Annotated in this window: 11 protein-coding genes; 3 read left to right on the forward strand and 8 right to left on the reverse strand. The window is 74.1% G+C overall.

Features of this window, described 5'->3' with window-relative positions; all coding sequences use genetic code 11:
• Window positions 1-224: 224 nt before the first annotated feature.
• From ACIQCH_RS21290 to ACIQCH_RS21310, 5 genes are all read right to left on the reverse strand, one after another.
• Entirely contained in the window at window positions 225-1,865 is a 1,641-nt protein-coding gene (locus ACIQCH_RS21290) for a penicillin-binding transpeptidase domain-containing protein (RefSeq protein ID WP_402583021.1), read from the reverse strand.
• A 492-nt stretch (window positions 1,866-2,357) separates the two neighbouring features.
• The gene (locus ACIQCH_RS21295; protein ID WP_402583023.1) at window positions 2,358-2,747 is read right to left on the reverse strand and encodes a VOC family protein; all 390 of its coding nucleotides are present in this window, start codon (window positions 2,745-2,747) and stop codon (window positions 2,358-2,360) included.
• 4 nt (window positions 2,748-2,751) lie between these two features.
• Complete coding sequence (locus ACIQCH_RS21300) at window positions 2,752-3,399, reverse strand: lactate utilization protein C (protein ID WP_402583025.1); 648 nt, start codon at window positions 3,397-3,399, stop codon at window positions 2,752-2,754.
• A gap of 123 nt (window positions 3,400-3,522) precedes the next feature.
• Window positions 3,523-5,085: a lactate utilization protein B gene (locus tag ACIQCH_RS21305; RefSeq protein ID WP_402583026.1), complete on the reverse strand. Its 1,563-nt coding sequence runs from the start codon at window positions 5,083-5,085 to the stop codon at window positions 3,523-3,525.
• Window positions 5,082-5,834 (reverse strand): (Fe-S)-binding protein, encoded by a 753-nt coding sequence (locus ACIQCH_RS21310; protein WP_402583028.1) that lies wholly within the window; start codon window positions 5,832-5,834, stop codon window positions 5,082-5,084. Before ACIQCH_RS21310 ends, ACIQCH_RS21305 begins: the two co-directional genes overlap by 4 nt.
• A 77-nt stretch (window positions 5,835-5,911) precedes the next feature.
• Between ACIQCH_RS21310 and cobF the strand changes: the two genes are divergently transcribed.
• Window positions 5,912-6,664: a precorrin-6A synthase (deacetylating) gene (cobF, locus tag ACIQCH_RS21315; RefSeq protein ID WP_402583030.1), complete on the forward strand. Its 753-nt coding sequence runs from the start codon at window positions 5,912-5,914 to the stop codon at window positions 6,662-6,664.
• Between the two features lie 79 nt (window positions 6,665-6,743).
• Here cobF and ACIQCH_RS21320 read toward each other — a convergent pair whose 3' ends face one another.
• Together ACIQCH_RS21320 and ACIQCH_RS21325 are read right to left on the reverse strand one after the other, a co-directional pair.
• Window positions 6,744-7,889 (reverse strand): aminotransferase class V-fold PLP-dependent enzyme, encoded by a 1,146-nt coding sequence (locus tag ACIQCH_RS21320; RefSeq protein ID WP_402583032.1) that lies wholly within the window; start codon window positions 7,887-7,889, stop codon window positions 6,744-6,746.
• A gap of 151 nt (window positions 7,890-8,040) precedes the next feature.
• Window positions 8,041-9,627 carry a glycoside hydrolase family 71 protein gene (locus ACIQCH_RS21325; RefSeq protein ID WP_402583034.1) on the reverse strand — a complete coding sequence of 529 codons (1,587 nt, stop codon included), beginning with the start codon at window positions 9,625-9,627 and terminating at the stop codon, window positions 8,041-8,043.
• A 562-nt stretch (window positions 9,628-10,189) separates the two neighbouring features.
• Between ACIQCH_RS21325 and ACIQCH_RS21330 the strand changes: the two genes are divergently transcribed.
• Entirely contained in the window at window positions 10,190-11,851 is a 1,662-nt protein-coding gene (locus ACIQCH_RS21330) for a bifunctional phosphatase PAP2/diacylglycerol kinase family protein (protein ID WP_402583036.1), read from the forward strand.
• A 56-nt stretch (window positions 11,852-11,907) separates the two neighbouring features.
• Here ACIQCH_RS21330 and ACIQCH_RS21335 read toward each other — a convergent pair whose 3' ends face one another.
• The gene (locus ACIQCH_RS21335; RefSeq protein ID WP_402583037.1) at window positions 11,908-14,625 is read right to left on the reverse strand and encodes a hypothetical protein; all 2,718 of its coding nucleotides are present in this window, start codon (window positions 14,623-14,625) and stop codon (window positions 11,908-11,910) included.
• 180 nt (window positions 14,626-14,805) lie between these two features.
• Between ACIQCH_RS21335 and ACIQCH_RS21340 the strand changes: the two genes are divergently transcribed.
• Window positions 14,806-15,681: a hypothetical protein gene (locus ACIQCH_RS21340; RefSeq protein WP_402583039.1), complete on the forward strand. Its 876-nt coding sequence runs from the start codon at window positions 14,806-14,808 to the stop codon at window positions 15,679-15,681.
• Window positions 15,682-15,700: the final 19 nt, after the last annotated feature.

Raw genomic sequence — 15,700 nt, forward strand, 5'->3', positions numbered from 1 at the left:
GATGTCTTGGAGGACAAACCTCTTCTACAGCAGCTCCGCTGCCTCGTTCACGGGCCTTGACGAACAGCCCCCGCCCTTAACTGAACGGCGTTGGGCCTAGTACTCCAGCAATACTTCGTGGTTCGACCCTGGGAAATGGCCACGGCGTCGATGGCCTCCGCCGTCGTATCGTGCGCCTCGGCCCGTCCGGCCGTCTCCGCGCTGCCGACCGGACCGTCTTCGCCCTACCGTGCGTTCAGCACGGACGCGACGACTCTGCCCGCCGGCCCGCTGCCGTAGCCGCCGGACTGGACGACCGAGCCGGCGGCCAGGTCGTCCGCGTAGCCGGTGAACCAGCTGTTGGAGTCGCTCTGCCCTTCGACCTCGGCCGACCCGGTCTTGGCTCCCTTGTCGCCGCTGACCGCGGACATCGCCTTGGCGGCGGTGCCGTCGGTCGCGGCGGCGCCCATCAGGCTGCGCAGGGTGGCGGCCATGTTCCCGGGCAGCGGCTGGGCGGTGGTCAGCTCGCCCTTGATCATCTCCCTGGGCACGATCACCGGCTGGCGGAACGCGCCGTTCTTCACGGTCGCCGAGAGGGAGGCGACGCTGAGGGCGTTCATGGTGACCTTGCCCTGGCCGATGTAGGAGGCGGCCGTCTCGGGGCCCTTCGAGACCGGGATGCGGGCGTCGGTGGAGACGATCCCGATGGACCACACCCCGCCCAGGCCGAAGTACTTGCGGGCCGTCTGGCTCAGGGCGACGTCCTCCACGCCCTTGGCGTTCAGCGGGCCCAGCGCCTTCATGAAGAAGGTGTTGCAGGAGCGGCGGAAGCTGTCCCGGAAGGTGCCGTTCGCGATGGAGAAGTTCTTGTTGTTGTGGAAGGTCCGGCCCGACCAGGTCACCTCCTGCGGACACTCGACCGGGGAGGTCGGTCCGCCGACCAGGCCGTGCTCCAGCATCATCGCCGCGGTCACGACCTTCATCGTGGAGCCGGGGGCCTGCGCCCCCTCCATCGCCACGTTGAACCCGCCGGCCGGGCTGTTGGCGACCGCGCTGATCTCGCCGGTGCTGGGCCGGACGGCGACCACCGAGGCCCGGTCGTACTTCTTCACCGCCCGCTCGGCGGCGGCCTGTACGTCGGCGTCCAGCGTCGTCTGGAGCTTCTTCGTCTTTCCCTTGGCGAGGGTGAGCAGCGTCCGGTTCGGCGCGTCGGCGTCGGCCGGCTCGATCCAGGTCTCGACGCCGGGCTCGCCCGCGGCCCCGTCCGCGTACCGGGTACGCAGGGTGTCCAGCACGGGGGCCAGCGACGGGTACTTCTCGGCGGTCAGCTCCCGGCCCTCGCGGTCCACCGCCTGGATCGTCTTCGCCTCACCGGTCCGCAGGGTCGCGCCCTCGGTCAGCTTCGGGTGCAGCACCGTCGGCCGCCAGTCCACCAGCGCCCGCCCACTGCTCTTGCCCCGCACCACGGTCAGCTCCGAGGCGTACGCCAGCTCCTTCTCGTGCCCCTTAAAACTGATGGTCGCCTTCACCGTGTACGGCACCGTGGCGCCGCTCGCCGCGCGCGGCGTGACCACGACGTTCTCCACATGCCCGGTCTCCCGGAAGCCGCGCAGCGCCTCCCCGGCCGCCGCCGGGTCGTCGGTCAGCGCCCCCGCCGCGTCCGCGTCCCCGCGGGCCCACGCCGCCAGGAAGTCCCGCGATGTCCGCTCGACCTCCTTGGCAGTGACCTTCCCGGACCCGGACGAGTTCAGCGGCGCGGCGTCCGCGCCACCGAGGCCTGCACCATCCGAGTCCCCGCCCAGCATCTCGTAGCCCGCGAACCCCACCCCGCCCGCCACCAGGACGAACACGCCGCCGGCGAAGGCGGTCTTCACTTCGCTGCGCATGGTGCAGTCCCTCCCCAAGAGCCCCGCACGGACGACCCGGCGTACGAACGATGTTCACTTGAACATGTTCAAGGCATAGATGCGTATGCACTCTACGGGGCCGCATGTCACCCCTGAGCCGCCAGAACCGATCGTTACCCGACCGGAACGCACACCGAATCGCGCCTCACGCGGACTCAAGCTGCGCAGCGGCCGTCCGCGCACGTAGTCCCGCGTCCGGCGGCGGGGTTCGACGCGGCCGAAGTGGTGCCCGATGGGGGTGAAGAGGTGGTCCAGGTCTCGGTCCCGGGCCTCGGCCTGATCGGTGATCATGACCCGAGGCTTCCCCGACCCGGGGTGTTCACGTCGTCGTGGGCACTCCTTCGAGGGGCCGGCGGGCAGAACCCGTCCGTGACGGCACTCTGCCCGCCACACTCCCACCGCCCGACGTTTCCCCAGGTCAAACCACGAAGTCCTGCTGAGTACTAGGCCGGGCCGCTTCGGCCGGTCGGGCTACTTCGGCTGGAGGAGGTCCCAGCGGTTGCCGTAGAGGTCCTCGAAGACGACCACGGACCCGTACGGCTCGTGGCGCGGCTCCTCCAGGAAGTGCACGCCCGCGGCCGTCATGCGGGCGTGGTCGGTGGCGAAGTCGTCGGTGTGGAGGAAGAAGCCGACCCGGCCACCCGTCTGGTCGCCGACGCGGGCCCGCTGCTCGTCGTTCTTGGCCCGGGCGAGGAGGAGGGCGGACTCGGCGGCCCCGCGGGGGCGGACCACGACCCAGCGCGAGCCGTCGGGGCGCGGGGTGTCCTCGACGAGCTCGAAGGCGAGGGCGCGGGTGTAGAAGTCGATGGCCTCGTCGTAGTCGAGGACGACGATGGCGGTCAGGGCGATATGTGCGGACATGGGATCAGTCTGTCGCAAGCAGGACGACTTCCAGTGTGCGGGGGCCGTGTACGCCCTCCACTCGGTCGAGTTCGATGTCACTCGTGGCGGACGGACCCGAGATCCACGTGAGCGGGCGGGCCGGGTCCAGGCGGGCGAGCGCCTGGGGTACGGAGTCCACGACCTGGTCGGGCACCCGTACCACGCAGATGTGGTGGTCGGGGATGAGGGAGATGCGGCGCCGGCCCTGGTCCGGGGATCCGTCGAGGACGAGCGTCCCGGTTTCGGCGACGGCGAGGGCGCAGCCGGTCACGACGCTGCCGACCCGGTCCAGGCGGTGGGTGGTCCAGCGGGGCAGGTCGTGGATCCGGGTGGGGTCGGCCGCGGACAGCCAGTGCGGCGGCAGGGCCGGGGGGACGAGGACCTCGCCGGAGCCGCGGGCGGCCAGCAGGCGCATGAGGAGCGGGGCGATGCCGTCCTCGTCCGTCCGGTGGACGACGGCGCGGTAGTTGGCGAGGTTCTCGGCGAGCAGGTCGGCGCGCTCGGCCGGGGTGCGGGTGCCGTGCACGGTCAGGTAGTCCCGGGGGACGTCGGTGGCGTACGCGGCGGCCGGCGGGGCCGACTCGCCCCGGGCGCGCCGGATGCGCGCGAGGATGCGTTCCCTGCTGCCCATGGTGCGTGGTTCCTCCGGTGTGCCGGTCGTGGGTGCGGTCCCGCCCCGCCGTGCGTGCATCAGTCGCCGTCCCGTTCGCGCCGTGCGTCCATCAGTGGCCGACCCGTTCATGCCGTATGCGCATCAGTGGCCGTCCCGTTCGCGCCGCCACCAGTCGCGGAAGGACTCCGCGGGCAGCTCCGGCAGGTCGCGGGTGTCCGTCCAGGCGCGGCCCGTGCGGCCGGGCAGGCGGCGGGGGCGGAACCGCCTGGCCCGGGCCAGCAGCCGCTCCCCCGCCCGCAGGGCGCCGGGGTGGTCCAGGGTCCAGCGGGCGGCGCGCATCGCGGCGCGTTCGGCCGCGTGGCCCCGGGCGGGCCGGATGCGGACCCGTACGCCCTCGCGGGTGACCGGGCCGCCCTGCGCCACCCGCTCGCGCAGGTGCACCAGCACCTCGGGGATGTCGATGGCGACGGGGCAGACCTCGTAGCAGGCCCCGCAGAGCGTGGAGGCGAACGGCAGGGACGCGTCGACCGGGCTGTCCGTGCCGCGCAGTTGCGGGGAGAGGACCGCGCCGATGGGACCCGGGTAGACGGAGCCGTAGGCGTGCCCGCCGGCCCGCTCGTAGACGGGGCACACGTTCAGGCAGGCCGAGCAGCGGATGCAGCGCAGCGCCTGGCGGCCCACCTCGTCGGCGAGGGTGTCGGTGCGGCCGTTGTCGAGGAGGACGAGGTGGAAGGCGCGCGGGCCGTCACCGTCCGTGGTGCCGGTCCACATGGTGGTGTACGGGTTCATCCGCTCGGCGGTGGAGGAGCGCGGCAGGGTCTGCAGGAACACTTCCAGGTCGCGGAAGGTGGGGACCACCTTCTCGATGCCGACGACCGAGATCAGGGTCTCGGGCAGGGTCAGGCACATCCGGCCGTTCCCCTCGGACTCCAGCACCACGAGGGTGCCGGTCTCGGCGACCATGAAGTTGGCTCCGGAGACGGCGACCTTGGCGCGCAGGAACTTCTCGCGCAGGTGGCGGCGGGCCGCCTCCGCGAGGTCGGCGGGCCGGTCGGTCAGGTCGGCCGGCGCGGGCCGGCCCCAACGACCCATCTCCGCGCGGAAGACGTCGCGGATCTCGGCGCGGTTGCGGTGGATGGCGGGCACCAGGATGTGCGAGGGCCGGTCGTGGCCGAGCTGGACGATGAGTTCGGCGAGGTCGGTCTCGTACGCGGCGATGCCCGCGGCCTCCAGGGCCTCGTTGAGCCCGATCTCCTGCGTGGCCATGGACTTGACCTTGACCACCTCGCGCTCGCCGGTGGCCTCGACGAGGGCGGTGACGATCACGTTGGCCTCGGCGGCGTCGGCCGCCCAGTGGACGGTGCCGCCCGCCGCCGTGACGGCCGCCTCCAACTGGAGGAGGTAGTGGTCGAGATGGCGGAGGGTGTGGTCCTTGACGGCGCGGCCGGCCTCCCGCAGCCGTTCCCAGTCGGCGAGTTCGGCCACGGCCCGGGCGCGCTTGTCGCGGATGGTGTGGGTGGCGTGCCGGAGGTTCGCCCGCAGCCGCTCGTCGTGCACGGCGGCGCGGGCCGCCTCGGGGAAGGCCGGGAAGGAGGAGGCGGGAGCCGGGCCGGGGCCGGGGGCGGGGGCGGGGCCTGGGGCAGGGGCGGTCGGATGCACCGGAAACCCCGGCATGCCGAGGTACGTCGCGCCGTCGCCGCTCATCGGAAGTCCTCCTCGGTGCTCGCCAGGATCTCCGCCAGGTGCAGCGTGCGCAGCGGCGCGCCCTGCCGGCGCAGGGTGCCGCCGAGGTGCAGCAGGCAGGAGTTGTCCGCGCCGCACAGCACGTCGGCGCCGGTGCCGAGGGCGGCGCGCACCTTGTCGGCGCCCATGGCGGCGGAGACGTCGGGGTTCTTGACGGCGAAGGTGCCGCCGAAGCCGCAGCACTCCTCGGCGCCGGGCAGTTCGACGAGGTCGAGGCCCTTGACGGCGCGCAGGAGACGGCGCGGTCGGTCGCCGAGTCCGAGGGAGCGCAGCCCGTGGCAGGAGGGGTGGTAGGTGACGGCGTACGGGAAGTACGCCCCGACGTCGACCCTCCCGAGCACGTCGACGAGGAACTCCGTCAGCTCGTACGTGCGGGGGGCGAGCCCGTCCGCGAGCGCCGCCAGCTCCCCGCCGCGGCCCTCGGCCGCCGCCCGCCGGCCGATGCGCGGGTAGTGCTCGCGGACCATCGCCGCGCACGAACCGGACGGGGTGACCACGTACTCGTACCCCTCGAAGGCGCGGGCGGTACGGCGCAGCAGCGGCTCGGTCTCGTGCCGGTAGCCGGTGTTGTACTGGGGCTGGCCGCAGCAGCTCTGGGCGGCGGGGAAGTCGACCGTCACGCCGAGCCGTTCCAGCAGGCGCACCACGGCGGTGCCGGTGCCGGGGTGGAGCGCGTCGTTGACGCAGGTGACGAACAGGGCGACGCGCATGCCCGGGAGCATAGCGAGCGCACCTCGGCCCGGCCCTGATGTCCGGGGGACGGACGGCATGGGGCAGACTCGGCCGGGTGAAGAAGTTCTATGTGATCGGCATCGGGGCGGGCGACCCCGACCACCTGACCCTCCAGGCGGTCAAGGCGATCGGCGCGACGCACGCGTTCCTCATCCTGGAGAAGGGTGAGGAGAAGACCGACCTCACGGACCTGCGGCGGGCCATGCTGACCGCGCACGGCCGGCCCGGGCACCGCCTGGTGGAGGGTCTCGACCCGGACCGCGACCGGACCCCGGCCGACTACGCGCCGACGGTCGACGGCTGGCGCAGCGCGCGCTCGCACCTCTTCGAGCGGTTCATCGCCGAGGACCTCGCCGAGGACGAGACGGGCGCGTTCCTGGTGTGGGGCGACCCGTCGCTGTACGACTCGACGCTCGCGATCCTCGACGAGGTCCGCGAGCGCGGTCGGGTGGCCTTCGAGCACGAGGTCGTACCGGGCATCAGCAGCGTCTCCGCGCTGCTGGCCAAGCACCGCACGACCCTGAACCGGGTGGGCCGGCCGGTGCAGATCACCACCGGGCGGCGACTGGCCGAGGGCTGGCCGGCCGACGTGGACGACGTGGTGGTCATGCTGGACGCCCGGCACGCCTTCACCCGCCACCTCGACCAGGACCTGTACATCTACTGGGGCGCCTACGTGGGCACGCCGGACGAGATCCTGGTCCAGGGACGGCTCGCGGACGTGTCGGACCGGATCGAGGAGCTGCGCACCGAGGCCCGGGCCCGCAAGGGCTGGATCATGGACACGTACCTGCTGCGCCGAGGGTGACGGACCGCGCGCGGACCGGGACCGCCGCGCCGGGCGTGCGGCGGGGGGCGTGCCGCTCCCCCCGCAGCACTGACCGCCCTCAGCGGTCCAGCAGCCCCGCGAGCCCCACGGCCAGGGCCTCGTACTCCTCGGGCCGGTTGTAGAGCTGCCCGCACACCCGGATGCCGCCGGCGCCCTCCCAGCCCCAGACGGTGACCCGGATCCGCAGCCGGTCGGCGATCTCCTCGCGCAGCGCCCTGGCCCGCTCCAGCGTGTCGGCGACCCCGTCCGGCAGTCGCAGCGAGCGCATCGCGACGCCGTCGGCGTACGGCAGCGGGCGCAGCCCGAGCCGGTCCGCGAGCACCTCGCCGCCGTACGCGGCCAGCGCGGTGTTGTGGGCCCGCACCTTCTCCGCGCCCAGCCCGTCGAGGAACGCCAGCCCCTCGGGGGCGGCCAGCCAGGCGGTGTAGTCGGCGGTGGCGCGCCACTCCAGCGAGCGCGGGAAGCCGTGGTGGTCCTCCCAGGAGGGCGAGAGCGGCCGGATCGCGGCGCGGTGCGCGGGTGCGACGGCCAGGACGGCGGCGCCGGGCGGCGCGTAGGCCCACTTGTGCAGGTTCCCGAAGTAGAAGTCGGCCCCGCCCGCGAGGGGTTCGGCGAGCATGCCCAGGGCGTGCGCCCCGTCGACGATGGTCGTGACCCCGCGGTCGGCGAGCTCGGCGAGCAGCCGCGGCCCGGCCACCAGGCGGGCGGTGGGCGAGGTGATGTGGTCGAGCACGGCGGCCCGGGTGCGCGGGGTGACGGCGGCCAGGACGGCCTCGCACACGGCGTCCTCGTCCGGCAGCTCCGGGTCGAGGGCGACGGTGCGCAGGGGGGCGCGGCGGGCGGCGGCGGCCGTGACGGTGCCGTAGCCGTGGTCCGTGACCAGGATCTCGTCGCCCTCGTCGAAGTCGAGGGAGTTCATGACAACGTTGGCACCCTCCGTCGCGTTGGCCACGAACGCGATGCCGTCGGGGTCCGCGCCGAGCCGGCCGGCCAGTCGGACGCGGGCCCCGGCGATGCGCTCCGGGGCGCCGACGAAGAAGGCGTCGGGGTCGGCGTGCTGCTCCTCGCGCACGGCGGCCTGCGCCTCCAGTACGGGGACGGGGGCGGCTCCGAAGGACCCGTGGTTGAGGTGCGAGATGTCCGGGTCGAGCCTGAACAGGGCGCGTCCGCCGGGGAACTCCGCAGGGGTGTGCGGCTGGGGCACCGGTGCCTCCGGGGTCTCGTGGCGGGGTCCGGTTGCCCCGCACGGATGTTCCCGCGATCATGCCCGGCGGGCGGGGCCGGACGGAAGACCGTCCGGCCCCGCGCCTCGTCGCCTCGTCGCCTCGCCGCCCCGCCGCCCCGCGCTCCTCGTGCTACTCGTCGCGGCCGCTGGTCGCCGCGTAGTACTGGAGGTCCTGTACCTGCACCACGTGCGTCACCGGGTACTCCAGCCCCACCGAGGCCACCGTCTTCCCGGACCGCCGGGCCACGGCCGAACTGGTGCCGGGGCGCAGCGGGAAGAGCTCGGCGTGCGGCCCGGCGGGGGCCTTGTACGTGGACCCGCTGCCGCCCACCGTGGCCCGTACGGACCCGGGGGCGGTGAGGAAGCTGAGCACCTCCACCGTGTCGCGCGGCGTGGCGGTGCCCCGGCGCGGGGCCATCAGCAGCTTCTGACCGCCCGTAGGGGCGGTGCGGGCGAACTGCACGCGCGAGGTCAGGTAGACGGTGTCGCGCACGATGCCCGGCCAGGAGCCCGTCTTGAAGCGGGTCAGGTAGTAGGCGGAGATGTCGAGGTAGGCGTGCCCGTTGTGCAGGGAGGGGGCGAACTGGCTGCCCTCGGAGTAGTCGTTCCAGGTGGTCAGCTGCACCCAGTCGGCGCCGTCGTCGATGGCGTGGTTCCACGTGGCCCGCAGGGTGGCGGTGTTGCCCGCCTCGTCGTAGACGCCCTGGTTGGGGCGGGCGTCCTGGACGGAGACCGGCTGCATCCAGATCTTGCCCAGGCCGTGGGCCCGGCGGACGTCGCGGGTGGCGCTCTCCTGGCCCACGTACGAGCGGCTGCCCCATTCCGAGAACCCGTAGCTGATGGACGAGAACTCACCCGAGTGGGCACCGTAGTCGAGGAAGAGCGGGACGAGCGCGGTGTCCACCCCGTGCCGGCTCTTGAGCAGGTCCATGACCTGCTTCCACCAACCGACCGGCTTGGCCTCGGCCTTGAACGGCGAGACCACCAGCCGGCCGTCGCCGAGCCGGTGCGCGGCCGGCTGCGCCGCCAGCTTCGCCAGGGCGTCGGCGAGCGTGGTCGGCTCCGGGTTGATGGAGGTCATGTCCGGCATCGGCATGATCTTGAAGTGCGGGTCGACCGAACGGGCCGCCCGCATCAGCATGTTGGTCCGCTCCCAGTTCTTCCCGGACAGCGACAGCAGGTCGACGGTGAACCCGTCGAGTCCGGCGGCGCGGGCGGTGCGCACCTCCTGCTGGAGGTTGGCGTACTCCCAGTCGCCCGGCTTGGGCGACACCGGCAGCGGACGGTCGCGCAGCAGCCCGCCGTACCGGCTGTGCTTGCCGCCCTCGCCCTGCGGCTTGAGGTAGTTGCGGGTGTAGTAGTCCTTCTCCGCGCGGGCGTTGTCGAGGGAGAGCGGGTACGGGGTGAAGTAGTGCGCGAACACCAGGCGCTTGCTCTTGCGCAGCGTCGCGGGCGAGGGCATGTCGAAGGGCAGCGCGCCGCTGGGGCGCCAGTCGCCGTCCGGGTCTCCGGGGCGGGGGGTGGGCTTGGCGCCGCCGCCCCCGCTCTTGCCGTCGTCCCCGCGGGGGGTGGCCGAACCGCCGCCGGGCGTACGGCCGTAGCCGTCGTCGGGCCCGGGTCCGCTGGACCAGGGCGTGCCGATCCGGACCGGCCCGGTGGCGCGCTTCGGGGCGTCCTTGCCGAACGGGTCCCACGCGATCCCGGTGGCGGCGCACACGCCCACGGTCAGGAACGAGGCGATCGCGAAGGCCAGCGCACCCCTTCCGCGAAATCCCCTGCGGCGCCGATGGGTTGAGGGTCGTCGGCGTCTATCCGCCCGATCCGCACTCATTCGTTCCGCCCTCCCGGTGAATATGCCCCGTCCGGGACATGGACAGCAGTAGATCCGATCTGCGGCATCCGGACAACCGTTCTCCTGCGTGTCGGGCGCTGACACGTACGTCACACGCATCACTCGCCCTACGCCCGTACGGCCGCGCGCGACCGGCCGCCCGGCGGCCGCAATGCCCGGTTCGCCGCTTTGCTCCGGCTAGTTTGGGTACGAGGGCCACGGCGCCCGCCCCGTGCAGACGCGGCGGGCCGGTCGGCGGCGCGAGGGGTCCGCGGCGGCCCGGGCATCGACCGCGTCGGCCGGGGTAGACGCGGTCGACGTGCGGCGGACGAGGGCGAGGCGCTCCGGACGACGAGGCGTCCGGGCGACGGGCGACGGGCGACGGGCGACGGGCGACGCACTACGACGCACGACGCAGGACGCACGACGGACCAGTGAAGGAGCAGAAGTGACGCGAGCCGAGCAGCGGGCCTCCCACGCCCCGCCCGGAACGGCGCCGGGCGGCGGATCCCACGGCGCACCCGTCGTCTGGCAGGGCCCCCTCGCCGACCGGGACCGGCGGCTGTTCGAGGCCGTGGCCCGCCAGCACTGGCCGGGCGCCGACCGGGTGCTGCCACGGCTCGGCCGGGCCGCCAACCACGGGGTGCTCTGGCTGTCGGGGGCGGCGGCCCTCGCCGTGTTCGGCTCGCCGCGCGCCCGCAAGGCAGCCGCCCAGGCGGCGGCCTCGCTCGCGCTGGCGTCGGCCGCCATCAACACGGTCGGCAAGTGGTCGATCCGCCGGGCCCGGCCACTGGCGGAGGCGGTGCCGGCGCCCCGACGACCGAGCCGGTTCCCGACCACCACCTCCTTCCCGTCCGGCCATTCGGCCTCGGCCTTCGCCTTCGCCACCGGACTGGCCCTGGAGCACCCGGGCTGGGGGGCGTTGGCCGCGCCGGTGGCCGCCGGCGTCGCACTGTCCCGCGTGTACACCGGCGTGCACTACCCGGCCGACGTGCTGGCGGGGGCGGCGCTCGGAGTGGGGGCCGGGTTGTGCGTACGGTCCCTGGTCCGTCAGGGCGAGCGGCGTCGGTACGCCCCGGGGCCGGAGCGGCCCGCGACGAGCGCGCCCGCGCTGCCGGACGGCGCCGGCCTCGTCGTGGTCGCCAACACCGGCTCGGGGGCGGCTTCCGGCCCGGTGGGCGCCGGGTTCGGGCCGGATCCCGGGGCAGAGGTCCGCACCGCGCTGGCGCAGGCCCTGCCCGAGGCCGAGTTCGTGGCGTGCACGGGAGAAGAGCTGGAGGCCGCCCTGGAGGAGGCGGCCGGACGCTGCCGCGTACTCGGGATCTGCGGCGGCGACGGGTCGGTGAGCGCGGCCGCCACGATCGCCCAGCGGGCCGGGCTGCCGCTGGCGGTCTTCCCCGGCGGGACCCTCAACCACTTCGCGGCCGACCTGGGGCTGCCGGACGCCGCCGGGGTCTGCCGGGCGGTGGCCGCCGGGGAGGCGGTCCGGGTGTCCGTCGGGCGCATCACGCCCGGTCCGGGTCCGGACGGCCGGCCCGTCTGCTTCGTGAACACCTTCAGCCTGGGCGTCTACCCGGAGCTGGTGCGCCGCCGGGAGCGGTGGGCGCCGCGGATCGGCGGCGGCCCGGCCGCGCTGCTGGCGGCCTGGCGGGTGCTGCGCGAGGAACGGCCGGTACCGCTGACCGTGGCGGGGCGCCCGCGGTCGGTGTGGCTGCTGTTCGCGGGCAACGGCACGTACTACGGCTCGGGTCCGGCACCCCGGCGGCGGTTCGCCCTGGACGAGCGGGCCCTGGACGTGCGGCTCGCGCACGGCGGCGGCCGGCCCGGCCCGCGCCTGCTGGCGGCGGCGATGACCGGGCCGCTGACCCGCTCGCCGCTGCACACCGCGACCCGGCGGCGGTCGCTGCCCATCGGCGACATCCCGCCGGGCACGCTGCTGGCGTACGACGGCGAGTACGCGGCGGCGCCCCCCGAGCTGGTGGTCGAGCAACTGCCGGGGGCGCTGGTGGTCTACCGGCCGTACGGGGTGGACGGGGGCCGGACCTCGGCAGCGGGGGCGGACGGCGAGCGGAACTCGGCAGCGGGGGCGGACGGCCCGCAGGGCGCCTGAACCGGCGACCGGCCGGGACGCGCCCCTCCGCGCCCCGGCCGGCCACCGGCGCCGGCTCAGCCGTTGGTGCTGGTGCAGTACGGGCCGCCGGCGGAGGGCCGGTAGCCGGTGCCGACGCCGTTGAGGGCGAACACGGCGTCCAGGGTGGGCATCGGCAGTCCGCGGGCCTGCCAGGCGTTGCGGAAGCCGTTGATCGTCGGGCAGCCGCGGGCGACACCCGGGAACGGGGCGCGGTCGAGGTCCTTGTCGAGGATCCGGAAGACCGTCGGCCCGTAGCCGCCAGCGGGGTCGTCGTCGGCGCGGCCGCCGACGGCCGCGTCGTCGAGGTCCCAGAGCGTGGCCGCGACCCGGGACTCGAGCGTGCTGCCGGGCTTGGCGGAGCCCGGGCACTGCGGCGACCGCTCCGGGTTCGCCCCGCTGCCGGTCAGCCGGGCCGCCGGATACGCGGCCCTGACCGCGGGGGCGAAGTAGTCGGCGAACCCCTCCGACCAGGCGTGCTGGGCGTCGAAACCGTCGCAGCCGGTGTGGACGGTGGGCATGGCGTAGAACGCGCCGAGATGGTGTTCGAGGAAGTGCGCGTACTCGTGGGCGAGGATCAGGTCGTCGTAGGGCACCTGGATGCCGTTCCACGCCCCGGAGGGCAGTTTGATCGCCGACTCGACCGGGTTGTAGTAGGGGGCCTTGGCGATCGCGTCGTACGACAGCCACGTGACGTTCACCCGGCCGAGCGGATCGGTGTCACCGCGGCGGGCGGCCGCGTAGTCGCGGGCGGAGAGCAGCGTGTCGGTGATGTTGAAGTGCTGCGCCGACCAGCCGGCGAAGGTCCACGAGAAGTCGAGCGCCTGCGCGGTCTGGCGGACGGTGTACTCGATCGGGTTCCGGTCGCCGGGTTCCCGCCACATGGTGCGGCTGAGGTTCAGCCCGATCGGGATCCAGTCGCCGGCGGTACGGGGGTTCGGCCGGACGGTCGCGGCCGTGTTCTGCGCCACGACGCGCAGCGCGTAGACGATGCCGGACTGCTGGAACGGGAACGAGGTGGACACCCGGCCCCTGGCGTCGGTGGTCAGGACCCGCTCCATCGCCCACGTCCACAGCGGGCCGACGTGCGGGGCGAACCGCCAGACCTCCACGCGGCCGTGGCGGATCGGCCGGTCGGCGCCCTGGAGTTGGTCGTGGTACCTCAGCGTGGCCGCGAGGGAGGTGTCGGTCCGGTTGAAGCCGGTGTCGGTGGTGGCGGTCCCGTGCAGGTCGACCGCGTCGACGGCGAGGTTCGCGGACCCGGACGGGTAGAACTCCACCCGCGCGGTGCGGTGGTCGACGAGGGCCGTGCCGCAGACCGTGAGGGGCGCCCACGGCTGTCCCGCCCTCGGGGCGGTGAAGGGCTTGACCGAGGGCTCGCCCGGGTCGCCGAGGAACCACAGGGCCAGGGTCCCCGTGGCCCGGCCGCCACCGCGCGCGAGATAGGTGGTGACCATGACGTTGACGCAGTAGGACTCACCGGCGCGCACGTTCACGGTGACGTCCTGGTACTTCGAGCCGGGCGACGCCGTCGGGTCGAGCACGGCGTAGCCGTCGCCCTCGTACGCACCGGCGAACTCGCCCGGCACCGGCGAGGGATCGCGACTGATCAGGAGCGCCGCACCGCCCTGCCAGGCGTTGGGGTCACCCGGGTTGAACCCGGGACCGGTGATCCCGTCGCGGTGCAGGTCGACCGCGTCGACCACGGTCGTGTTGGTACCCGGAGTCGGGTAGAACTGCACGCGCACGGCGGAGAAGCCCGCCCGGGCCGTGCCGCAGGCCTGGATCCGGGTCCAGCCGTTGCCGCCGGGCAGGTCGCCGTACGACTTCGTGGCCGCGGGCTGCGCGGAGCCGAGGAACCACATCGCCAGCGTGCCCGACGCGCCGCCGCCGGGGCCCTGCGAGGCCACGTACGCCGAGACGCACAGGCTGGTTCCCGACGTCCCGCCGACGGCCGACGCGGGCACGTCCTGGTAGAAGCCGCCACCGGGGTCCTGCGTGTTCGTCGCTCCGTAACCGGAGCCCTCGTACGCGGGGTTGGTGTCCCCGTCGCCGTAGGTGGTGAAGTTGCTGCGGGTCCCCGGGAAGAGCTTCCAGCCGGCGGCGGAGCGGTTGAACCCGGCCGCGGTCACGAGGCTGCGGTGCAGGTCCACCGCGTCGACGATCATGGTCGGGCTGTTCGGTTCCGGGTAGAACTGCACGCGCACGGCCGCGTGGGGGCTCGACGCGGTGTGGCACACGTCCACCCGGGTCCAGTCGTTGCCGCCGCCGAGCCCGGTCACGTGCTTGTCGGAACTCTCCGACGCCGTGCTCCCGATGAACCACAGCGCCAGCGTGCCGCGGGCGCCGCCCGCCGCGCCCTGGGTCGCCAGCTCCGCCGACACGCAGTAGGTCGTACCGGCGGGGATCCAGGCGGGTCGGTCCTGGTAGAAGCCGCCGCCGGCCACGCTGGTGTTGGTGGCCGCGAACCCGTTCCCCTCGAACGGGTCGTTGCCGACGACGCCCGGACCGTAGGTGGTGAAGTTGCTGGTGCCGCCCGGCCAGACCGTCCAGCCGGCCGCGCCGGCGTCGAAGCCCGGGTCGTCCAGCGCCGCGGCGGTCGTGGGCGGCCGCCCCGTCGCGTCCGCCGCGGCTCGCGTACCCGACGCGGCGGACGCCGCCGCGGGCAGCAGCCCCGGCACGCCGAGCACCAGGGCGAGTACGACGACCAGCGCACGCCACAGGGGAGGCGACGTGCGGGTCCGGGTCTGGCTCATGGACCGACTCCTTTCGCACAGGTGGTTCGAAGGCGCCCGGGCACGGCGAAGCAGCCCTGCGGGCGCGGGGAGGGTGGGAAAGTGAGGCCGACCGGCCTCCCGCCGCATTCTCGGAGCCGGGCGGAGCGGGTCACAAGGAGTCGGCCCCATGGGATCACGCATGCCCATACGATCTGCCGCATGACAGCAGGCGAGGGTCGATCCGCCGACCCGACCGATCCCATGACCGCTCTGACCCGGTTACGGAACCCGGCGACCCAGCGCGCCGATCCCAAGACCCGGTGGCTGCTGGAGGCCGGCCTCGACGCCATCTCCGCCAGCTTCAAGGAGCCGAGGCCGACGTCCGACCTCCCCCTCCGCGTCGTCTGGCCCACTCAGGAGCGCATCGTCGCGCGCTACCGGGAGCACCGGGAGCCCCGCGCGACGCGCGGCGTGCTCGAACACCGCTGGCGGACCATGCCCGACTACTACTGCGACCTGTTCACGTGGTCCCTCCATCCCGGCCAGTACGCCGCCCACCGGGGCATGGCGCAGCACGCCGCACCGCAGGTGGTCGGGGCGGCCGACCTCGCGGCGGCGGCCCGTGCCATCGCGCGGGCCGAGCTGGAGGACGTCTTCGCACGACCGCTGTTCCGGATGAAGCTCCTGATCTGCGTCATGGATCCGGTGGCCCCCGTCTTCCGTGACGCGCTGGCCCGCTTCTACGCGGCCGCCACCGACTGGTGGAGCGAGGCCTACCGGGCGATCCTCGCGGCGGCCGGCCTCGAACTCCGCGGCGAGATCGCACTCGGGACCTTCGCCGCCCTCATGACCGCCATGGAGGAGGGGCTGGCGCTGCGCTACGCGGCGCGCCCGGAGGAGTTCGGAAACAGCATCGAGAACCTCGCCGACAGCCTCGCCCTCGGCGCCCTGGCGTTGATCAACGGCTCGACCGCGGAACCCGGGCGGACCACCACCCTGGCCGAGCACCTCCGGAACCGCTTCGGCGGGGTCGGTGCGCACGACGGTACGGGCCCCGGTCCGCAGAGCGGCGGCGGGCTTCCGGAGCCGGGCTGACCGCGGACACCGGCTACCG

Source organism: Streptomyces sp. NPDC093225, from assembly GCF_044753805.1.
In the GTDB taxonomy this organism is placed as follows: Bacteria; Actinomycetota; Actinomycetes; order Streptomycetales; family Streptomycetaceae; genus Streptomyces.